Origin of the sequence: Phaeodactylibacter xiamenensis, from assembly GCF_965229835.1 — a bacterium.
Classification (GTDB): domain Bacteria; phylum Bacteroidota; class Bacteroidia; order Chitinophagales; family Saprospiraceae; genus Phaeodactylibacter; species Phaeodactylibacter xiamenensis.
This window is the reverse complement of record NZ_OZ245931.1, coordinates 5093128-5115125: the sequence shown is the minus strand read 5'-3', so window position 1 is coordinate 5115125 and position 21998 is coordinate 5093128. Positions and strand designations below refer to the sequence as shown.

The 21998-nt window shown below is 48.6% G+C and carries 19 protein-coding genes; 8 read left to right on the top strand and 11 right to left on the bottom strand.

Features of this window, described 5'->3' with window-relative positions; genetic code table 11:
• On the top strand, positions 1–456 hold the full coding sequence (locus tag ACO08I_RS19520) for a hypothetical protein (protein ID WP_282783845.1): 456 nt from the start codon (positions 1–3) through the stop codon (positions 454–456).
• Between the two features lie 11 nt (positions 457–467).
• Here ACO08I_RS19520 and ACO08I_RS19515 read toward each other — a convergent pair whose 3' ends face one another.
• Positions 468–1076 (bottom strand): M15 family metallopeptidase, encoded by a 609-nt coding sequence (locus ACO08I_RS19515; RefSeq protein ID WP_421946835.1) that lies wholly within the window; start codon positions 1074–1076, stop codon positions 468–470.
• A 162-nt stretch (positions 1077–1238) separates the two neighbouring features.
• Here ACO08I_RS19515 and ACO08I_RS19510 point away from each other — a divergent pair, with 162 nt between their 5' ends.
• From ACO08I_RS19510 to ACO08I_RS19485, 6 genes are all read left to right on the top strand, one after another.
• Entirely contained in the window at positions 1239–1370 is a 132-nt protein-coding gene (locus tag ACO08I_RS19510) for a hypothetical protein (protein ID WP_421946834.1), read from the top strand.
• The gene (locus tag ACO08I_RS19505) at positions 1367–3589 is read left to right on the top strand and encodes an N-6 DNA methylase (RefSeq protein WP_421946833.1); all 2223 of its coding nucleotides are present in this window, start codon (positions 1367–1369) and stop codon (positions 3587–3589) included. Before ACO08I_RS19510 ends, ACO08I_RS19505 begins: the two co-directional genes overlap by 4 nt.
• The gene (locus ACO08I_RS19500; RefSeq protein ID WP_421946832.1) at positions 3579–4811 is read left to right on the top strand and encodes a restriction endonuclease subunit S; all 1233 of its coding nucleotides are present in this window, start codon (positions 3579–3581) and stop codon (positions 4809–4811) included. Before ACO08I_RS19505 ends, ACO08I_RS19500 begins: the two co-directional genes overlap by 11 nt.
• Before the next feature lie 3 nt (positions 4812–4814).
• Positions 4815–8072 (top strand): type I restriction endonuclease subunit R, encoded by a 3258-nt coding sequence (locus ACO08I_RS19495; protein ID WP_421946831.1) that lies wholly within the window; start codon positions 4815–4817, stop codon positions 8070–8072.
• Positions 8073–8286: 214 nt separating this feature from the next.
• Positions 8287–10785, top strand: coding sequence for a COR domain-containing protein (locus ACO08I_RS19490; RefSeq protein WP_421946830.1), 2499 nt, complete (start codon positions 8287–8289; stop codon positions 10783–10785).
• Positions 10786–10840: 55 nt separating this feature from the next.
• A complete protein-coding gene (locus tag ACO08I_RS19485; RefSeq protein ID WP_421946829.1) occupies positions 10841–11668 on the top strand; it encodes a hypothetical protein in 828 nt (275 codons plus the stop codon).
• 14 nt (positions 11669–11682) lie between these two features.
• Here ACO08I_RS19485 and ACO08I_RS19480 read toward each other — a convergent pair whose 3' ends face one another.
• The 3 genes from ACO08I_RS19480 to ACO08I_RS19470 are packed head-to-tail and all read right to left on the bottom strand — an operon-like array spanning position 11683 to position 13216.
• Complete coding sequence (locus tag ACO08I_RS19480; RefSeq protein ID WP_421946828.1) at positions 11683–12039, bottom strand: hypothetical protein; 357 nt, start codon at positions 12037–12039, stop codon at positions 11683–11685.
• Positions 12020–12559, bottom strand: a complete 540-nt coding sequence (locus ACO08I_RS19475) for a hypothetical protein (RefSeq protein ID WP_421946827.1) — start codon at positions 12557–12559, stop codon at positions 12020–12022. The genes ACO08I_RS19480 and ACO08I_RS19475 overlap by 20 nt, the downstream gene beginning before the upstream one ends.
• Before the next feature lie 3 nt (positions 12560–12562).
• Positions 12563–13216 carry a hypothetical protein gene (locus tag ACO08I_RS19470; RefSeq protein ID WP_421946826.1) on the bottom strand — a complete coding sequence of 218 codons (654 nt, stop codon included), beginning with the start codon at positions 13214–13216 and terminating at the stop codon, positions 12563–12565.
• 74 nt (positions 13217–13290) lie between these two features.
• On the opposite strand from ACO08I_RS19470, the gene ACO08I_RS19465 reads away from it, so the two are divergent.
• Positions 13291–13494 (top strand): helix-turn-helix transcriptional regulator, encoded by a 204-nt coding sequence (locus tag ACO08I_RS19465; protein ID WP_044149461.1) that lies wholly within the window; start codon positions 13291–13293, stop codon positions 13492–13494.
• A 261-nt stretch (positions 13495–13755) separates the two neighbouring features.
• Here ACO08I_RS19465 and ACO08I_RS19460 read toward each other — a convergent pair whose 3' ends face one another.
• The 7 genes from ACO08I_RS19460 to ACO08I_RS19430 form a co-directional block, all read right to left on the bottom strand.
• Complete coding sequence (locus tag ACO08I_RS19460) at positions 13756–14844, bottom strand: AAA family ATPase (RefSeq protein ID WP_421946825.1); 1089 nt, start codon at positions 14842–14844, stop codon at positions 13756–13758.
• The gene (locus tag ACO08I_RS19455) at positions 14837–15292 is read right to left on the bottom strand and encodes a hypothetical protein (protein WP_421946824.1); all 456 of its coding nucleotides are present in this window, start codon (positions 15290–15292) and stop codon (positions 14837–14839) included. The genes ACO08I_RS19460 and ACO08I_RS19455 overlap by 8 nt, the downstream gene beginning before the upstream one ends.
• A gap of 200 nt (positions 15293–15492) precedes the next feature.
• Complete coding sequence (locus ACO08I_RS19450) at positions 15493–15840, bottom strand: helix-turn-helix domain-containing protein (RefSeq protein WP_421946823.1); 348 nt, start codon at positions 15838–15840, stop codon at positions 15493–15495.
• A gap of 259 nt (positions 15841–16099) precedes the next feature.
• Positions 16100–16921, bottom strand: coding sequence for a formylglycine-generating enzyme family protein (locus tag ACO08I_RS19445; RefSeq protein WP_421946822.1), 822 nt, complete (start codon positions 16919–16921; stop codon positions 16100–16102).
• Positions 16922–17123: 202 nt separating this feature from the next.
• On the bottom strand, positions 17124–17891 hold the full coding sequence (locus ACO08I_RS19440; RefSeq protein WP_421946821.1) for a formylglycine-generating enzyme family protein: 768 nt from the start codon (positions 17889–17891) through the stop codon (positions 17124–17126).
• 2 nt (positions 17892–17893) lie between these two features.
• Positions 17894–18694: a hypothetical protein gene (locus ACO08I_RS19435; protein ID WP_421946820.1), complete on the bottom strand. Its 801-nt coding sequence runs from the start codon at positions 18692–18694 to the stop codon at positions 17894–17896.
• Entirely contained in the window at positions 18691–21876 is a 3186-nt protein-coding gene (locus ACO08I_RS19430) for a COR domain-containing protein (protein ID WP_421946819.1), read from the bottom strand. The genes ACO08I_RS19435 and ACO08I_RS19430 overlap by 4 nt, the downstream gene beginning before the upstream one ends.
• Positions 21877–21998: the final 122 nt, after the last annotated feature.

Sequence of the window (21998 nt, the reverse complement as noted above, 5' to 3'; positions counted from 1 at the left end):
ATGGTACAAGCATCTATTTTATTGGGATCGGCTTTATTTCTGTTTCTGACATCCCTGCTCTATGTCCAAATCCTTGGAGCCACCAATCGGACCGCTATGGCGCTTAAGGCCGCCACTTTTGCAGTAGGTAGCGCTTTTCTGATAGAAGCTTTTCTACCTAACCTGAAGCTAATCTTCCAACTTTGGGAATCCGCCCGAATGCCAGAAGCTCCAAATCTGACGCTGGCCAAAGAGCTTGCTATTCAGTATGGTATTATCGCCCTATTCCAAATTATCATAGTGCTACTGTCCAACTTTTCAGCATACCTGCTCCCGGTAACAGATGAGGACTGGGTAGTTGCTGCGAAGGATATTTTTATCGCTGCTTTCCTGATCGCCCTGGCAATTATTTTCTCTGATGGAGCTGTTGAATTTGGCAAGCTGGCTATGCTGCCCGAGCAGATTGGGTTTAATTGATAATAAATTCTTTAAAGCTTCCAAAACTCCCATACATAAGATGCATTCTCCACATCTTTCTGACAGCGCTTAAAGTAAGCCTCCCAGGTTTTAGGACGGGTAAGGTTGATAGGTACATCGAAATGAACGGGATCTTGTTTTCTGAAATCTCCACCCCATCTGAGAGACTTATCTTTTCTGACCGCTTTAATAAAATTTGAAATGGGCTCGGGCAACTGATCCAGTTTACTGCGCTTTAGATTGGCGGCAAAATACTTGACTCCTTGATAACTGATATTGGCATCTATGGCAAAACCAATCAAATGATTTGACCGGTTTGCAGGGTTAACAACAGCTCGGCTTACTTTTTGACCCTGCTTTCGGTAGCTTTGATTGACCATTAGGGTGATTTCTTGCGCTGCTGCATAAGTTTCCAGGCGGGCGAGCGATTCTTCAAAGTCTTTATGAACTAATATCTGCTGACCTCTAAAGCCTTTAATATGATCTGACTTAAAGGCAGTCAGTGCTTCCATATTATCCGTTCTTAGGTGCGTATAAAATTGGTTGTGAAAATAGACATACCAGGCAACAGCACCACTACAAATAATAAAGCCCAGTAGCCTAAATTGCTTTTTTGTCATAACCGAGATTTTCAAAAGCCAAATATAAATGTATTCTTACTGAACAGCCCCTTGCATGTTGAATACGTTTTCCTGCAACGGTACAATATAAATTGCTTACTTAAAACCAGTAAGCGTTTATAGCTTGATTAGTTGATCATCCAGCATTGTTTAATATTCTCCTTGCCCAACCCAATTTTCCTCCCTATCTTTCCCCTCACCCATTATCTCTTTACCGCTCACGACAGTACCATGGCCAAATCCCTGCAAGAACTCATCCAACAACTCAAAGACGAAATCAACTATACCGAATGACCACCGAACAGCTCAAAACGCTAAAAGACAACCTCTGGGCCGCAGCTACCCGCATGCGCTCCGACTCCGACCTCAAGCTGAGCGAGTTTGCTACGCCCGTGCTGGGTATTATCTTCCTGCGCTTTGCGGATAATAAGTATGCCCTGGCGGAGGAGGCCATACAGGCGGAGCTGAAGGCACAGGAAGGAAGCCGACGGCAGCGGGAAGTGCACGAGATTGCTATCGAGAAGTGTGGGTTTTACCTGCCGGAGCAGGCGCGCTACGACTACCTGCTCAAGTTGCCGGAGAGCGAGGACGGAGCCAAAGCCATACAGGCGGCCATGGAAGCGATTGAATCCTACCGGGAGGAATTGCGGGATACTTTGCCCAAGGATGAGTACGACCGGCTGGTATCGCGCGACGGGGAGCAGATGAGCAAGAATGCGCTGATCAAATCCCTGCTGCGCACCTTTGCGGACATCCCGCGGGAGGCCTCGGGCGATATCTTTGGGAATATTTACGAGTTTTTCCTCGGCAAGTTTGCCATGGCCGAGGGGCAGGGCGGAGGCGAGTTCTTTACGCCTACCTCCGTGGTGAAGTACATGGTGGAAGTGATTGAGCCGTATCAGGGCACGATCTTTGACCCGGCCTGCGGCTCGGGCGGTATGTTTGTGCAGTCGTCCCACTTTATCGACCGGCGGCGGGAGGAGCTGCACAGCACCGATACCAAAGACTTCTTTGTATACGGCACGGAGAAGACGCTGGAGACGGTGAAGCTGGCCAAGATGAACATCGTGGTGAACGGGCTGCGGGGCGACATCAAGCAGGCCAATGCCTACTATGAGAACCCTTTTGATTCCTTCGGGCAGTTCGACTATGTGATGGCCAATCCGCCCTTCAACGTCAAGGAGGTGAACTACGACCGGGTGAAGGACGACCTACGCTTCAGCACCTACGGCATCCCGCAGAATAAATCCAAAAGCAAAAAGAAAAAGGAGGGGGAGGAAAACCTGGTGCCCAATGCCAACTACCTTTGGATCAACCTCTTTGCCACCTCCCTCAAGCCGGAGGGGCGGGCGGCCCTCGTCATGGCCAACTCGGCCTCGGATGCGCGCCACTCGGAGCGGGACATACGCGAAAACCTGGTGCGGCGGGGGCTGATCTCGCAGATGGTGACGCTCTCTTCCAATATGTTCAGCACCGTGACCCTGCCAGCCTCGCTCTGGTTTTTTGACAAAGGCCGTATGGTAGAGCCGGACAGCGGGCAGCCGGTGGAGGTACTCTTCATCGATGCGCGCAATGTGTACCGGCAGGTGGACCGTGCCACGCGGGAATTCACGCAGGAGCAGGTGTGGAACCTGGCGACGATCACGCGCCTGTACCGGGGCGATACCGACCGCTTCCATGACCTCATACATACTTACCTGGAGCAGGCAGGGGCAGGCTTTCGCCAAATCCGCACGCAATATGAGGGCTACCTTACGACCTTCAATGCTCTGGCGGAGGCGTTCCGTACCTGGGTGCAGCAGGCGGAGCTCGATGATGCACAGCAGCAGTTGGTACAGGACGAAAAGCTGGACGAGGACCTGCGGCTTTCGCCAAAAAGCACCTACCTCGATGCCCACGAAGCGGCAGCAGAGGCCCTGCAAGCCTACCTCAGCGGAGACGACCACAGCAATGCCGCACAGCAGGCTGTCGCCGAATCCCTCACTGCCTTTGAAACCGAAAAGCGGCAGGCTCGTAAAACCCTGGAGCGGGCGTACCGGGCATTGGAGCAAAAGTACAAGCGGGCCGACAAGGAATTGCGCGACCGCAACGACGCCAACTGGAAAGCCCTGCCCAAACTCAAGGCCGTACGCGCCGCCCTCGATGCCTACCTGGAGTGGGCCAATGAGCAGATCAACCGGGAGCCGCAGCACACGGAGGCAACCGATGGCAAATCGCCCATCTACTTCCTCAAGCAGGTGCAGTGGCTGCAGCAGCGCTTCCCCGAGGGGCAGTACGAGGATGTGACCGGGCTGTGCAAAGCGGCGAACCTGGCGGAGATCGAAGAGCAGGACTTCTCCCTCAACCCTGGCCGCTACGTGGGCGTAGTGATTGAAGAAGACGGGCTGACGGAAGAGGAGTTTTACGAGGAGCTGGAAAAAGCGGAGGCGGAACTCAGCGGCCTTAATGCACAGGCGGCACAGCTGGCGGATACGATTTCGGTGAACCTTAAAGAATTGATGAATGAGCAGTGATAAGAACCTTTACAGTTTAGACGAATTAGGTTCTGTCGGGCGCGGTAGGTCGCGCCATCGACCAAGAAATGATGTTAGTCTCTACGGAGGGAAGTATCCTTTTATTCAAACCGGTGATATCAGAAAGGCGGAGTTTTACGTTACAAGCTATTCGCAGACTTATAATGAAAAAGGACTTGCTCAAAGTAAGCTTTGGGACAAAGGCACCTTATGCATCACCATAGCAGCGAATATTGCTGAGACTGCTATTCTAAAGATAAAAGCCTGTTTCCCGGACAGCATAATAGGATTCATTGCAGACGAAAACAAAGCTGATGTCAGGTTTGTAAAGTACTGCTTGGAAACGTATAAACTTCAGATGCAATCCATATCTCAGGGAGCTACACAGGATAACTTGAGTTTGGAAAAGCTTCTATCCCTTAAATTTAAACTCCCACCCCTCCCCCTCCAAACCCGCATCGCCGATCTCCTCTCCGCCTACGACGAGCTCATCGAGGTCAACAACCGCCGCATCGCCCTGCTGGAGCAGACGGCCGAGCAGCTGTACAAGGAGTGGTTTGTGCGCCTGCGCTTCCCGGGCTATGCGCAGACTAAGGTGCGGAAAGGGGTGCCGGAGGGGTGGGAGGTGAAGCCTTTAAAGTTCTTTGGTAAAATCATTACTGGCAAGACACCTTCCAAAAAAGTTGAGCATTTCTATGGTACTAAATTTCCATTCTATAAAACTCCTGATATTCACAGAGGTGTTTTTATAAACAGTACAGAAGAAGCATTATCAGACACTGGTCTAAAGGAAATATCCAGCAACAGTATACCTGAGAATAGCATAATGATAAGCTGTATAGGTACCGCTGGCGTAGTTGCTATTTCAAGCTCGAAAGGAGCCACAAACCAGCAAATTAATAGCATCATACCTAATGAAAGCGTTTACCGAGAGTATCTGTATTTTGTAGCAAAAGGATTAAAACCAAGAATAGAGATGTTTGGCGCTACCGGTTCTACGATGACAAACCTGAGCAAAGGAAAGTTATCTAAACTTGTTGTTTTAAATCCAGAAAAGTCAATTGTGAACAGGTTCAATCAAAAAACAATTGCCTTTTTTAACCAAATACAAACCCTCCAAACCCAAAACCAAACCCTACGCCACACCCGCGACCTCCTCCTACCCCGCCTCATCAGTGGTCAATTGTCGGTAGCGGAGGCTGAAACCGCCCTAAACGCCTAGCCTATGCGCAATTTCCTCTCCGAAGACGACATAGAAGTAGCCCTGCTCGAAGCCCTGATGGCGCTTTCGTGCCAATGGGAGCGCCTCAATGCCTACACCTATGAGGCGGGCGACCTTAACGACAATACCTACCGCGCCGACAAGGCACAGGTGGTGCTGCCCCGTACCCTGCAGCAAGCGCTGCGCACCCTCAATCCGGAGCTGCCTACAGAAGCCATCGAGCAAGCCGCCGCCGAGCTGAGCAAGGGCCGGCGCACCATGACCCTCATCAATGCCAACCGGGAAGTCTACCGCCTCATACGCGAGGGCGTCCCCGTGGAATTCACGGATGAGCAGGGCAAAAATCAAAAAGACTTCGCACAGGTCATCGACTACCGGCAGCCGGAGCGCAATACCTACACCGCCGTACAGCAGCTTTGGATCAAAGGGGAAATCGGCTACCGCCGCCCGGATGTCATCCTCTACATCAATGGCCTGCCGGTGGTGCTCATTGAGCTCAAAAACTCCAACGTCAGCGTCAGGCAGGCGTATACCGACAACCTGGCCACCTACAAGCAGGAATTGCCGCAGCTGTTCTGGTACAATGCCCTCACCATCCTGAGCAATGCACGGGAAACGCGGGCGGGGGCTTTCACATCTACCTGGGAGCACTTTGGGGAATGGCTGCGGGAAGCCGAAGCCGATGATCCCGACCGCAAAAAGATCGCGCGCGACCGCCTTAGCCTCAGCTATACGGTACAAGCCCTCTTGCAGCCCCACAAGCTGCTCGACTACATCGAGAACTTCCTGCTCTTCCACCGCGATGCCTACAAAATCGCCGCCAAAAACCACCAATTCCTGGGGGTCAACGAAGCGGTAGCGGCTTTTGCCGAAAGGCAGGAACGAGCGGGCAAGCTGGGGGTATTCTGGCATACGCAGGGCAGCGGCAAGTCTTACAGCATGGTGTTCTTCACCCGCAAAATCCTGCGGCAGCATACCGGCAACTTCACCTTCCTCATCGTCACCGACCGCCTCGACCTCGACCGGCAGATTTACCGCAATTTCCTCCACCTTGGGGCCTGCACCAAAGCCGACACCGCACTGCCCCGCAGCAGTCAGGAACTGCGGGAGGTCTTGCAAACCAACAAAAAGTACATCTTCACCCTCATACAGCGTTTCCGCTACGATAAAGGCAAGGACTATCCTCTGCTTTCCGAGCGGTCTGACATCATCGTGATCGTAGACGAAGCCCACCGCACACAGTACGCCAACCTGGCGGAGAACATGCGCACCGGCCTGCCCAATGCGCAGTACATTGCCTTCACCGGCACGCCCCTGCTCGGCAAGGAGAAGAAGACCAACGCCTGGTTTGGGGAGTACGTCTCGGAGTACAATTTTGCGCAAGCAGTCGCCGACGGCGCCACCGTGCCCCTCTTCTACGATAAGCGCCTGCCCGAAGTCCACATCGCCAACGATGACCTAAGCGAGGAGCTGGCCCAAATCCTGGAAGACGAGCACCTGGACGAGCAGCAGCAGCGCAAGCTGGAAAATAAGTACGCCAAAGAGATGGAGGTCATCAAGCGGGACGACCGCCTGGAAACCATCGCCCGAGACATCGCCTACCACTTCCCCCGCCGCGGCTACCTCGGCAAAGGCATGGTCATCTGCGTGGATAAGTACACCACCGTCAAGATGTACGACAAGGTCAACTACTACATCAAGGAACAGCAGAAAGAGCTGCGCCGGGAAATCGCGCGGGCCAGCGGAGAAGCCAAAGCCGAGCTGCAACGCACCCTGCGCTTCCTCAATGGCATGCAAACCGCTGTCGTCATCAGCGAGGAAGCCGATGAAGAACAAAAATTCGCCGACCGCGGGCTCCACATCAAGCCCCACCGCGACCGCCTCAACGCCATAGACGAGCACGGGCATACGCTGGAAGACAACTTCAAAGACCCGGAACATCCCCTGCAGCTGGTCTTCGTCTGCGCCATGTGGCTCACCGGCTTTGATGCGCCCACCGTGTCCACCCTCTACCTGGACAAGCCTATGCAAAACCACACCCTGATGCAGACCATCGCCCGCGCCAACCGGGTAGCTCCGCCCATAGACGGGGTCGCCAAAAAGAACGGCTTGGTGGTCGACTACTACAACGTCTTCCGCAACCTCAAGCGGGCGCTGAAGGACTACGGACAGGGCGAGCATGCTAATCCCGACCAAAACCCGGAAGGCAAAGACCCCGTACAGCCCAAAAGCGAGCTGATGGTGCTGCTCGACGAGTCCATCAAAGCCTGCCGTGCCTTTTGCGATCAGCATGAGATCAACCTGCAAGCCCTGCTCGATGCCGACACCACCTTCTCCAAGCTGGAACGCTTCAACGACTACGCCGACATCCTGCTCAGCAAAGACGAGCTGCGCAAGGAATTCACGGTATACGACAACACCTGCTACAGCCTGTACGAAGCCTGCCGCCCGGACATCCTCAAGCACCGGCAGCAATACCGAATTGTGGAAGCCATCCACTACCTGCGCGGCGTGGTAGATCAGCACATTGGGCAAGCCGATGTAGAACGTGCCAGCCACCGCATCAGCGAGCTGCTCGATCAGAGCGTCCTCACCGTAGAAGACAGCCGGGATCAATTAGCCGCCGATGCCGAGTCGCCCCAATTCCACATCAAAGGCTACAAGCGGGAGCTCGACCTCTCCAAGTTCAACTTCGACAAGCTACGCGAGGAATTTCCGGAGAAAAAACACCAAAATATCGAAATCGCCGACCTCCGCGCCTTCCTCAGCGACAAATTGCGGCAGATGCTGGAAGAAAACACCACCCGCGCCCCCTTCCTGGAGCGCTTCCAAAATATCATCGACCGCTACAACGCCGGCGGCCGCCTCACCGAGGACTACTTCGCCGACCTCGTACAGTTTGCCGAAGACCTGCGGCAGGAAGACGAGCGCCACATCCGCCTCGGCCTGGAAAAAGAAGAACTGGAACTCTTCGACCTCCTCAAAAAAGACAAGCTGACCAAAGCGGAAGAGCAGGCCGTCAAAAACGCCGCCCGCCACCTCCTCAAACGTCTGAAGGAGGAACAACCGCGCGTCCTCGTACAGGACTGGCACCGGGACACGCAGTCGCGCCGGCACGTCAAAAGTGCCATCGAAGAAGTCCTGGACACCGACCTCCCGGAGGATAGCTACGGACGTAAGGCGTACAAGGAGGTTTGTGACCGGATTTATGATCATATTTTTGTGCAGGCTTCGCGGGGGGAGGGGTGGTTGGCGGCGTGAAAAAAGCCAGACCGTTTGGCCTGGCTTTGTCTGAGAGCTGTAGGGACTGTGTAGACCCGAGCGGTTGCCTCTCAGCAGGACTAATTTTATTTGCTCAATTCATTAAGCAAATTTAAAGTGATGTATTTCTTGACCGGCGTGAAAAACTCACTTTATCTGAACGAAACGCAGCCGTACCCTACGCTTAAAATTATTATGTTGCAATTTAAAAAAAATGGAAAGAAATAAAAAACTAAGAAGAAGAACATCCTCTCCTTCCAAGGTATTATCATCTTCTGACCAAATAGAATCGTTTGAAAACTACGAGAAACAAAAGGTATCTATAGAAGCGGCAAAACGATATGGCAGCCTAAGGTTAAATTTCACAACTAATGGAGAGTTCCCCAACGAAATACTCAAACTAAAAAACCTAAGAGTATTAGACTTAACCGATGCAGGTATAGATGAAATCCCTGAAGAAATATCATCACTGACCAAGCTCAAAAAGCTCATTTTAAAGAATAATAATTTAAAAAGCCTCCCTAAAAGTCTCCGAGAGATGGAGAGGTTGAAGATTCTCATTCTAGGAAACAATCATTTGCAGAAAATTAACTCTATAGAATGGCCACCAAATCTTGTAGAGCTTCAATTATCTCATAACAACCTAAACGAATTTCCACTTCCCGTACTTGAGCTAAAAAGTTTGAAAACGCTCTGGCTTGCTGGTAACCGTATTTCGTTTTTGCCTCCGGAGATAATTCAATTGCAAAAGCTTGAAAAGCTATTTTTCAATTTTAATCGCCTAAACGATTTACCAGGATCACTTTACAACCACCCATCCTTGAAGGGTTTATATGTAAGTAAGAACCCCCTAAAAGATATTCCACTTTATGATTGGGAAGGCAACAAACTCAATGAATGGAAAACCTATTACCGGGAAATCCTTGATGGAGAAACCAAGAATTACAAAGCTAAACTTATCTTTTTAGGGCAAGGAGAAACAGGAAAGTCCACACTCTTCAAACGTTTAAAAAACCCTGAGGCGACAAAGGAACAATTAAAATCTACTATTAGCCAAACGCATGGTATCGAAACAGACCAATTGGTCGGATTAAGAACTACAGATGAAGACGGGAATGAATATAATATTGAAATCAGTATGTGGGACTTTGGTGGACAGGAGATACAACGAAACATTCACTCCTTCTTCCTAACCGAAAATGCCTTGTTTCTACTGCTTTGGACCGCTCGTGGAGTAGATGACAAATATGCCTACTTTAAGCGTTGGTTTCAAACTATTGAAACGTTTGGAGGACCAAACAGCAGAGTAATTTTAGTGCAAAACAAAGCCTTCGGGCAGGAAGAATATCGGGAGACAATTAACCAAAAAAGCCTTCAAAGCGATTTCCCTCAACTAAAAGACTTCATTGATATTGGGGGGCTCGATGGGAAAAACATTGGCTCTAGTGAAGGTGGGCTACAATACTTGATTAAGAAAGAAATACTGAAATTACCAGAGGTTGGGAAAGTCATCCCTAAAAGCTGGGAAAATATAAAAGCAAAGCTGGAACAAAAGCGGAATGATGGAAAACAATTTATGATCAAAAATGACTTTCTCAAGCTTTGTACGGAAAACGACTTGGAAGAGAAATCCGCGATCCAAATCTTAGAATGGCTGCACCAAATTGGAGTCATTATTCATTATCGAAGGAATCGCAATATAAGCAAGTATGTAATCCTGGATCCCCAATGGCTAACTAAACAAGTGTATGCAATCCTTTTGGACAGTGAAAAGGAAATCAGGAACAACAACGGTCGTTTACATGGTAGAATCTTGGATCGGTTAGACCAATCGCAAGAAAATCTAGACCTTATTCTCGAGTTTATGATTTCGTTTAAGCTTTGCTTTAAGCTAGATACAGAAGACGAGACCTACGTTATCCCCATGCAACTACCGGATACCCCACCCAAATTGGCAGAGGATATTAGAAGAACAAAGGGTAGTCTCACTTACGAGTATCGGTATACAGTCATGCCAAAGGGAATTCTCGGTCAGTTTATTGCCAGAGCTTTTAATAATACACCGAGACTTGTAGAAGGTGAACAGTTCTGGAATACAGGAGTCATTCTGAAGTATAAAGGAGCCCGAGGATTGGTAGAATTTAAGCTTACCCCAAACTCACCTTATGAGATAATTTCTGTAAACATCATTGGGGATGACAAACAAGAACTTCTGAAGCGGATAACTGATATCCTTAAAGAACTCAATAAAAATCTACGGCATCAGGTCAATGAATTTACCTACTGTAGTAATGGTAGTCTGTGTAAAGAAAAGAAGCCGACTGCTATCCCGATGGAAACGGTTCAGAAATTAAAAGAAAGTAAGCAGGGTCGAGACCTTCAGTGCCCTAAGTGCTTTACCATGCTCCCAGTGGAAAACTTACTTAGCGGGATACAACATGAGGTAGTGTCGCTTCAAGAGCTCAAGAAGGAGTATCTCAAGGACCGGAGAAAACTAAGCGATGTTTTAGATATCCTGGAAAAGGAATATTCCCCGCATATTGATTCTGCCGAAGTAGTTGTTCAGAAATCAAAGCTTACCAACATCAAAGCCAAGGAGCGAGAGGGCACTTTGTCTACAGATGAAATAGACAGGGGCTACAATCAGCTTGTCAGAGCTATTCTTGAATTGATTGAAATCGCCGAAACCCACATGAAGGAAACAGGCGAATAAACCTTTTTTCTGAAAAGTACCAAAACTTGTAAAAAATATTGAAATAATCAATAACATGAAATTAAACCCAGAGAGCTTATTAAGGCTCATCTTAATGCCCCTGATAAAAGAAGTGGAAAGCATTGTGATTCAATATGAGGCGAAGCTGAGATGGCATTCATTATACGGAGATTATTCAGAAACAAAGTTTCTCACCTTCAGTAATTATCCAAATGTCTATGAATATAAGTCCGAAGTACTAGACAAAATGGTTAACGCTATTAAATATGATGCGGAAGCAAAATTATTAGCGCTGAAGAACCTAGACTCCAGAATCGATCAAAATTCAATAGAAAGTATTTTCAACCCACTTAGAACCAAAGTAAAGGATAAGGATGAGCAAGGACAATTACTTTTCAAAGAGGCTCAATATAATATAGTTGGTCCTGCGTATGTAGAGCACCCCGTAGACCCAGATAACTTTTTTTGGCTATCAATTACAAAGGAGAAGCATGGAAGGTTTTTTCATGACGACTTACTTCCATTTGCCAATCAACTGGAAGGTATTATTGAAGAGCTAGATCTTCACTTACAGTACTTACTAATGACTATTGCTCTGGATAGCGCAACCGCATCTGATCCGGCAAATAAAAATAGTATTCCGGATAACATTCAAAGCCATATCAAGTCTCTAATTGAGCAGGCGAATATTTCTGAGGCAATCAACCTATTAAAAACGTATGCTGAGGATGAGAATGATAAAGAACTACGAGATAGCATGTTAATGCTAAGCTTTCAATGGAAGAGCAATGAAGACAAGAAGCTCAGAAAAACTGTATCTGATGAAGCCGCTAGTCTTGAGGAGAATAAAATTGTTAGCAGTCTACTATCAATTATTAGGTGAGGGTATATTCGACTTTAACATAAGTGAATGAGCAACTGCTGCGGCACACCCTCTACCTTACTAAGCCCATCCCACAGCCCCAGCCGCAGCACTTCCTCAAACCCCTCTGCATCAGACCATCCTTCCCGGCTTAGTAACACCTCAACTTCCAAAACCGCGTTTTCTTCCTTAGTAAAAAAGGCTGATTCTTCCTTAGTAACGGTAAGGTCCACCGTGATATACAATTTACGCAGCGGCGTATCCAGGCTTAGTAAATCCACCTCCCCATTGAGCTTATCTTCCAGAGCCGATAAGACCTCCATAGGTATAGTCCGGTCCTCATCATAAGCAATGAGGCCAAAATAAAACTGCTTAGTAGTGACATCTTCCATCAGGTATCGCGTTTGTTTCCCAGACGATGAATGTCTGGATGCAAGCACCGGTCGGTCGTATTAGTGGTTGTTCCCGCCTTAAGTTCTCCGGCAGCAGGGCGTAGCTGTAAATCTGGATTTTCTCACGGCGCAGGCATTCTTGCAGCGGGCCTTCGTACTGTACTAAGTAATATAGCCCTTGCTCCTGATGCCAGCGCCCATAGCGGCGAGCCTCACCTTTGCGGGTTACGCCGTACTTCCACACCTCGTCCTTGTGCAGAAAGATACGTTTTTTTCCCGGACAACTGTAGCAGGGGTACCAGCCATCCCGGGCAGCTCTTAGTACGTATTGTTCGGTGTTTTCGAGCTCTTCCAGTTCCCGGTTGAGTTTGGCTTGCCGTTCGGGGGATAAGCCCGGAATGTCCTTAGTAATTTCGTACGCGGCATACAGGCTTAGTAAGGCAGCCAAGATTACTAAGGCGACTTTTGCCAGGGTAGGCGGCTTGGGTTTAACAGGCGTTTGCCCTTTGTGAATAACCATAGGCTAAGGTTTAACTAAGGACTTTTTACGTTGAATCACCGCAAACAAGTCGCTGTACGCATAGATCACGAAAGCAATCAAACCGGAGAGGGTGATTTTGATCGTTAAATCCGGAAGTTCGCAGTAGTAAAGGATGTTAATCCAGCACTGTACGACTGCGAACACAATCAACATGCTGCGTTTGGCTTGGTGAACGGTGAGCATAAGGGCGGTAATTTCGGAAACGCTGCCGAAGACATAGCCCAGCCACAGGTTATCGGCATCGCTTACGCGGTGTACGAGGTGGGCAACGTGGTGGACTTGTATGGCAATGGCCCCTACGAGCGTACAAAACACAATGGCTTCGGAGGTGGCCCAGTGCGCTACGAACTGTATGGCCCGGATCAAACGGGGCGGTGTAGGCTGTACGGGCTCCGACGTTGCCGTTGCTGGGTTTAACGCTGCTGTGCCTCCTGTTAAACGCGCCATACGGCGTTCAACTTCGGCTTGCTTTTCGCCATTCGCCGTTTTTAGCCTATATTCGAGCAGGCGCAGGTATTCCTCCTCACTGATCGCTGATTGCGGTTGCCGGGGCGTTATACCAAGGCGCTGCAAAGCTTCCAGGCACCGCTGATGCGAGGAGTAAACGCCAGTCCAAATGTCGGAAGTCAAATACATAACAGTCGTTTTACTACTACAAAAATAGTCGTTAATAGATAATAATTAAAATCGTTAAACGACTTTAACTAAGCATGGCAGAGGAAAAACTCAACCGGATCAAGGAAGTCCTGCGCGAACAGGGCCGTACGAACAAGTGGCTAGCCGCCCAATTGGGCAAGACTGAGGTCACGGTTTCCCGTTGGTGCCGCAATGTGCAGCAGCCGGACCTGGAGACGCTGTACCGGATTGCGCGGACGCTGGGAGTGGGAGTTTGTGCGTTGCTGGTGGAGGAGTAACCCTGTAACACGTAACAAGTGCCAAACAGCGTTACACCTGTTACACGGTTGTTACACCCTGTAACATCAACGTAACCCCCTGTAACACTCCAAATGTTACGTTACACGCAATACGAAGTGGTTTGCGATATCGGAGCAGGCCACTTCTCAGTGTGAATGCTGACCCTCCTGCCTTTAAGGTGGTCAAAGTCCACAGGCGACGAGACACGGGCAAGCATTGAGTAGGTTTGCTGTGGCAAACCACTTAATCATCAGTATACACTACCAGGGCGGATCCTCATCGTCATCAGTCTGCCCACTAGTTTCGGATTCGGTTTTCGCACGGTCTACCACCCGCTTGACCGTTTGGTGGCTAACCCCCAACTGTTTGCCAACTTCGCGGTAGCTTTTGAGCGCTTCGTACAGCTCCAGGATATCTGCATCCCGTTGTGCTTTATCGCTTTCTTTGTACGTACGCAGGTGGTCGCGCTCTGATCCATAGCTCTGAAAAGTAAACTGTAAGAAGTTGCCCACCTTTTCCAGCATACAAACGATGACGTTATCTTCCCCGTACACTTTCTCACATTCCCGGACTTTGATCTGCTTGATGTACCGCAACTGGGCATCCTGTGTACTGGAGCCTATGGCGAAGGCACTGTCCATAAAGTTCATGAGTTGTGCACTGCCTGCCAGGTCATTGATGGTGATGGGTTGGGTAGCGTCCCTTTTCGGTGTATGGGCGATGAGCAGGATGCTCAGCTCTTCTTCCCGCTTCAGTTTGTTGAGCTTTTGCATAAATGCACCAGCATCGGAGGATTTCTCCAGGCGATGGTTTAGCCAGGTGATATTATCAATGATGACCACCTTCGCCCCGGTTTGCTGCACTTCTTTGCGTATGCCTTCGATGTAATAATCCACCAGGCTCACCTCTTCCGGCAGGTCCACTTCGCCAAGCTCATAACGCCGGAGGAATTCCGGGAACTTGTACAGATGTACATACCGATCGTTTTCCACCTCGCTGTACCGCTTAGTAAATTGCCGCGGGGATAGCTCGAAGTCAAAGTAAAGCACGGTCTGCTTCCCGGCCGACATAGCCCAATAAGTATTAGGCATACCCGAAGCGATATACACGCCAATCTGAAAGGCCAGGATTGATTTCCCCGTATTGGTAGAAGCGTACAGCACACAAAGCTCGCCTTCAAACCAGAACTGGTCGAACAGCATTTTTGGAACAGGTGTCTGCGCTGCTTCTTCCAGCCACTTAGAGGCGGGTTTGCCAACGAAAGGGGATACCAACGATGGCACCACCTCCATATTACCCTGAATCTTTGCCTTGGCGGACTCGACTATCTTTAGGTATTTCTCAGCCATGTTGCACCGCGTTTTCTTCCTTTGATATGCGCTTCTCGAAGCGGTCTACTTTTTCTCGAACCCGGTCAGATAACCTTCGTTCAGGAATACGCTTATGCTTAATTTGATAACGAAGCGCGTACAGCTCCCTTCCAAGGCTCAGATCGGAGCGGTCCTCCGGCAGCGCATAACACAGCGCATTCGCTTCGAAATTACTAAGCGTATATGCTGACACGAGCTCGTTATAAGCCATCACATACATCTTCATACCCTCCGCTATGTCAACAATTGCAGTGTACAAAGCCTCCAATTGCTTTTTTATCAACAAAGAGGAACGCTGTTCCAGATACTGTTCTTTTTGCGCTACAATTACATTGAGCTTCTCGATAGCTAGCTTGTGTTTTTCAAGGATGAAATGGAGGTCTTTTACTGGACTGGCACCAGAATTATTTGTATTTTTACTTTTCATTATATTAGTTTTTTAAAGCCCCGCCACCGGTCAAAGCACGGGGCTTTTTTCATTAGCAATTGGGCTACAGAACCTTGACGGCAGGCAATAGCAAGCCTAGGCGCTCAACGAGCACTTTAGAATCTTATAGACTTATTTTTAGCCTTTGACTACCGCTTTACTACAAGCTTAATAGCCCTTTGACAATTGGTACAGTTTTGCTATTTAGCTTGAGCCAAATAATTCTTCGCTGCCTGCTCCAGCTCTATGCGAGTCTTACGGCGACCAGACTCAATGTACGCCATGAGTTCGCTCTTGCGGAAGTAGAGGCGGCGTCCTTTTTTGAAGTGTGGAATCTCTCCCCGTCCAATACGCTGGTAGCCGGTGGATTTGGCGATTCCTAAAAAATTACACATCTCCATGAAGGAGAGCGGTTTTTCGTCCATAGAATCTGGAGTCATTTCTACCTCCTGCTGGGCTGGAAGGAGACGATCGGCAAATGCTAATAGATCTTCTTTGCTAACCTCGAGTTTTACTGCATTTGGCAGTGTGGTTAAATCAAGTTTCATAGCTGAAAAAATTTAATTTTGTAATTAATTCAGCTGCAATTAACTATGGCGAAAATCTTTTTACAACAGCGGCCATCTAAAAACTGCATTCTGGCCACTAAAATAAACCTCTCGGCCACTAAAAAAGGGGTTCCGGCCACCCGGGCCAGTAGCGCGGCCAGTCGTTTTAGCTACGGTACGCTATGGACGGTAGATTGTTTTTCATGCTCTATTCTGTAGGCTATATTTAGCTAGCTGATAAGCTGAAGATAGGTTGCTATTAGATATTGATATGTACTTTGGCTAGTGCCAGGCGGAAGCCGACACTAGAATCACGATAATCAGGTAACCAGTTACCTCTATAAGACAAGCGACAAAACTGAAGAAAGAATTTAAATGCAGCACCTCTTAAAACCATTCCTTGGCCTTCATCAATTTGACAAATTGGATCCCTTACTACACCTTTCTGATGGCAATCTTGAAAGAATTGACTGGAGTACGTATCTAAGCACCATTCCTCTATATTTCCACTCATATCATATAACCCAAGGTCATTCGGGCTTTTTAACCCTACGGCTTTTGTTTCGCCATGGCTATTCTCATTAAACCACCCCACTTCTTTCATTTGATCACTTCCTGCGTATTCATAAGCTATTCTAGTATGGTGTATGTCCGTATTGATTTGCCTACCACCTCGAGCAGCATATTCCCATTCAGCTTCTGTGGGCAATCGATATTTATATCCCGCTGGACGTGTAGCCTCGGTCTCTTCGTTTAATTTTTGTAGAAAGGCAAGTTGACCATTACCTTGCTGATTCCCTTCGACAATATCTATCCAAGACACACACTCTACAGGGCGATTGTTGCCTTTAAAACGAGAAGGATTATGATCTTGACCCATTATCGACACCCATAGTGCTTGTGTTACAAGGTGCTCACTAATATAATAAGGCGATAATTCCACCTTATGGATAGGTCCTTCAGCGCCTAGAGCAAGTACAGTATTTTCATCCCCCATCTCAAACACCCCACCCTCCAAATACCGCATCCGAAAAGCACACCCATTGACCGTCTCCCTATGATATTTTGCATTTTCCTCCATACTCTCATTTTTCCAAATTTCCGCTCAGCCAGCCTTCTGCACTCTATCGGCCACGGCTATACCGACGACGAAGGACTTTGGGACCAAATATGACTTCGTGTCGGCATAAACTCGTGCGTCGGGTTTGTGCGTTACGCCCAAAACTCTCCGTTCCGAGTTTAAGCGCAGTGGCCATTCCGCTCCGTAGGCTGGCTTCGCTTCGCTACCGCTGAACTGGGGCCAACACCAAACGAAAACCGACGAGGATGTTTTGACTCGCCGGGTCCCAGTCGAAGCGACAGGATACACGGCAGTGCCGCGGGCTGCTGTTCAACGAGCCGCCGCGGGACACGCGGGGCCGGGTCTTTTTATCATCGCAAAGCGGATCTTTTACGATACCCTGATCATAGCACTCCTGGTAAAAGGAATCAGAATATTTATCCATACACCATTCCTTTACATTACCACTCATATCGTATAGATGAAGGCCGTTCGGGCGCTTCAGGCCCACCGCTTTCGTTTCACCATGACTATTTCCCTTACACCAACCTATCTCCTTCAATTGATCGCTTCCAGCGTATTCATAAGGCTCGCCACCGCGGGCTGCGTACTCCCACTCCGCCTCTGTAGGGAGCCGATAAGCATATCCCTTAGGGCGTGAGGTTTTGGTCCATTCATTGAGCTGTTGTAAAAAGGCAGGCGGACCATCATTATCTTGATGTCCTTCGACAATATCGATCCAGGATACGTGCTCTACCGGGCGATTGTCGCTAATAAAAAAGGAGGGGTTATGATCCGCCCCCATCACCGCCTTCCACAGCGCCTGGGTTACCGGGTATTCTCCAATGAAAAAAGGCGAGAGTTCTACTTTGTGGATAGGGCTTTCTTTGCCCCAAGCCTTTTTGGTTTCATTGCTCCCCATATCGAAGATTCCACTAGGCAGGAAGCGCAGGCGGAAGGTGTGGTTGTTGATGGTTTCGGCGTGGTACATCTTTAGAACGAGCTAATTCCTGACTCCGAAGACAAAAAATCCACCGGAAAGTCTTCTTCTCCGTCTTTCAATACCAGACCTTGCTGATTTTTGATTCGAAAGCCTTCTTTATTTTGCCAGAATTCGAACCAGCGTTTTCTATCGAATAGAATGCGAACAGCCCGGAAAGCAAAAGCCAACTCTTTCCCTTCCGGAACAGATAAAGAGAGTTGGTTATCCTTGCTGTGTTTAAGGCTACCCTCTAAAGTGGCTAGCTTTTCCAATGCTCCCTTTAATTCACCATCAATCCCTCGATCGCTATAAAAATCAATTGAGAAGGTGTTGCTTTTCAAGAGGTGTGTAATTACATACAATTCACTAGCCTTCAATCGCTCCAACGAGGCTTGAAAGCCTTCTTTCTTGGGAATAGCGCCACGGATAAAGTTGTCCAATCCAATAAACGGCACCCTTTCTTCTTCAATACTTTGAAAAGAAAAACTCAAATTATGATGCTTTCCAATGGTTAGGTTACCCTCAATGGCGCTATCCTTTAGCCCCAAAGCTTGAAATAGCTGCTTCAGTAAATCGACCCCGGTATTGGCATCTGTAGCGATCACTTGCTGCCCGGACAAGCCAGAAGTGCTTCGCCTCTTTATTGGCAGCCCAGCTACATCGGGCTCAAAAAGATCGAGTAGAGTACCACCGTATTCTCTTAGCTCATTCCCTGATCTAAGTAAGACTTGCAGTGGTTTCAAGCCTTCCTTGGGCAAGGCAATCGTTTCGTAGCCTTGCTCTTTTAACATGTTTTTGAGTACTCCACTCATAGTTGCTCGCTTTTTAACAAGGTTGGGATTTCATGAACCGACATACTCATGGTTTCTGATTGTTCATAGCCTTCACTCCGGATTAGATTGACTGCAGCATTATGGCAAAATTCTACGGGCTCTCCATTGAAGAAGTGACTGTAAAACTCCTCTGCATAATCCCTTCCTGCAAGGTCTGGAAAATAATCTTTAGTGCATACTACGTAATCCGCAAACTCAAGAATAGCCTCCCCGTGCTTCAATGAATTACAGGCATCAAGAATTACTACATCTAACTTATCCCCAGTATCAGGGTGCGAAAGGAAAGTCCTGATATTCTCCCTAAAATTATCTGGGTCAATCGGAGCTACTTCACCCGCTCTGCCTTCAAAATACAATCCCTCATATTTAGAGCTATGCAGCGAGATATGAAGCACATTAGGTTTTATATCCGTAAGGGTACGCACCAACCTGCGCCTTTGGACGCTGGTCTTAATATCTACTTCTTCGAAGTCATCACGGCGATCTGCTCGTTGTCGAGCATCCTCTATTTCACGAAAAGCAGCGCCAAAATCAAGCGGATTTTGTCCATCAGGGCTGGAACAGATAAAGAGGATTTTCTTTTTGCCGCTATCCGGTCCCGGAGAAGGTGGAGCAGTAGGCGGAGGAGTAGGCGGAGGAGTAGGTGAACCGGCTTCCCGGTCCGCTTCCCCTGCCAAGTCTAAAATAGCAGCTACGATTTGATTTCGTTCAAGGTTCTGCTCTGAATTTGACAGGATACCCATTCGGCTATCCCTTTGAAGCTTACTGTAGCGGCTTTCAAGCCCTAATACTTCTGCTGACAAACTTTCTGGTACCAAAGCTTTCAAAGCAGCTATAGCATCATCAATTCGACTGCGGGCCACTAGCGCCCTTACCTGATCGACTGTTGGCATATCCTGGTGTTGTTTTTTAGTAGGAGACTGCTCCCAAAGGAAGCAAAAAGTATCAGTATGTAGTTTTTGCAGGAATCGCTGCCCAAGCCACTCTTCGCCGTCAAATCCTTCTACCACAAAGTCGAGGCTTTTCAAAAACTTGGCGTTCTTAAAGTCCTCGTTAAGGCTTTCGAGTGTTGAGGCGACCATCCCATAAAGTACAGCAAGGTCTTCGCCGTAGAGCGAAAGGTTGACAAAATGATTTTGCCAGTCTTCTTCGACGTGCCCGTAGGCATTGGTGTCAGGATGATGGACCACTACGTTGTCTTTCCACATCAAGCCCCGGTAGATGTGATCCTTAAGCCGCACCATCAGCTTATTGACGGTACCAGCGGGCAGGAAAGGCTGAAAGGCAAAACGCAGCTTCAAAGGCGATGCCTCTTGTGGTAATAACCCTTCAAAATCTGGAGCTTCTTTTTCAAGCAAGGCTGGGATGACAAACTCTTGCTCCCCGTAGGCATTTTGCTGTACATACGCCAGGTCATAGGCTTGCAAAAGTTCCAGCAACTTTTCCCTTTCTGGTTCGGAATAATGGCTCCAGATTTGCTTTTCAAACCGCCATTGAGGTACAGGGTTGCGCTCTCCGCTATCGATCACCTCAAAAACCGCCTGCTTCACCCAATTCGGATTGAGAATGATCCAGTCCTTAAGCTTTTCGTACTCGCCAAAGTAGATGACCGTCCCGATTCTGTCCAGGATGCGGAGCCATGCACGGGCTTCTTTTTCATCCAGGCGGTTTTTACACACCTCAAGGTAGTCCTGATAGGTGATATGCTGCTCTGCTTGCCGTCGCTGCAACGCTTCCATAACCCAGAGCCAGTCTTCGTTGTACTGATCGCGGAAGATGCCCTGGCCTACCTTTGGCAACACTCGAGGAATAGCCTTTCGCAAAGCCTCAAAATTGGTCAATTCCTTACAGCTGATCGCGTGAAATTCCTCCACATTCCCAAAACGGTTGTGCGCCCTTTGGTCGATATCCATCCGCTCTTTATCAATCTTGTTTACTACGTGGATTACCGGGCTGGACCGCTCCTGCTCCCGGTCGTAGCTCAGGGCATGTACCAATGACATCCAATAGTCAAAAGCAACGTAGCTTTCCTTTTCCTCTGGCGTATCATCACAGGCCGTCACAAACAGGTATAAGGATTGTGGGCTAAAGAAGAGCTGTTGCACCTCCCGGTACTTCCCCTGCCCCCCAAAGTCCCAGATATTGAGCTGGAAGTCGATAGGTTCATCCAAGCCTGTCAAATCCTGAGGCAACTGCTTGAGTTCATAGGGTACAATATCCAAACCAGCAGTGCGATCCTTTTTCTCTGGCAACGGAGCTTTCGGGTCCAGCAGTTTTATACGAATAGACGTTTTCCCTACTTCCCCATTCCCGACCAAGATCATCTTTGCCTGGTGCAGGTATTCCACCTTTTCCTCATCGATTACAGAAAGCAGGTACTGCCGCACATCCTCCACCGAATTGTGACGTTCCCCGCTACCCCGGATCGTTTCCGGGATATTCTCGATGGGGTTACTTTCCAGGTAAAGCGTTTCCAAGCCATCCGGTAGCAGAAACTTTTCCGGCCACTGCTTTAACTGGTTGCCTTCAAGGTCCAGTACAATAAGCTTCGGCAGCTTACCAACGATTTGTAGCTCCTGTATACCACTCTTGTACAAATACAGGTATTGTAATGCTTCAAACCCGCTCGGCAGCTCCAAACTGGATAGCCCCTCATTTCCACTCAAGTCCAGCCACCACAGCTTGGGGCAGGCAGAAGCAAAAGAAAACGCTTCCAGCTTGGAGCGGCTTACATCCAGTTTTTGCAGGGCCAGGCAGTCCGGTAGGTGGATTGTCTGTATGCCGCTGTCGCTAAGGTCGATTTCTTCCAATTGGGGCATAGCCCCGGAGAATTCCAGCGTCTGTAGTGCTTTATTATCCGCCAGGTTGAGGAGCTGCAGTTGCTGCAATGACTCGGGTAAATGCAGGCTTGAGAAATCATTTTCCGCCAGGTACAAGCCCTGTAAGCCTGACAGTTCTGGTGCTTCCAGAAAGCTGGCATCTTGCAAGCCCAGCGTGCGCAGCTTCAGACCGGTCAGTGTACCGTCTTTTAACCAATACTGACTCTTGTCCTCTTCCTTGCGCCCGTAGCGCATGAATGCGTGGAGATCGGGCGCATCGGATGGAGCGATGGTGATGCTGAGTTGTTGTTCTAGTCTTGCGATGATAGCGGGCTGGGGCATATTGTAACTATTGACATTGGTGGAGTTTCAAATATAGAAAGCTTTTGACTCAATTTCCTTATTGCTATGTTCTCCCTCAGGATTAATTGCATTTCTGACTTGAAATCAGCGGATACGTAAGC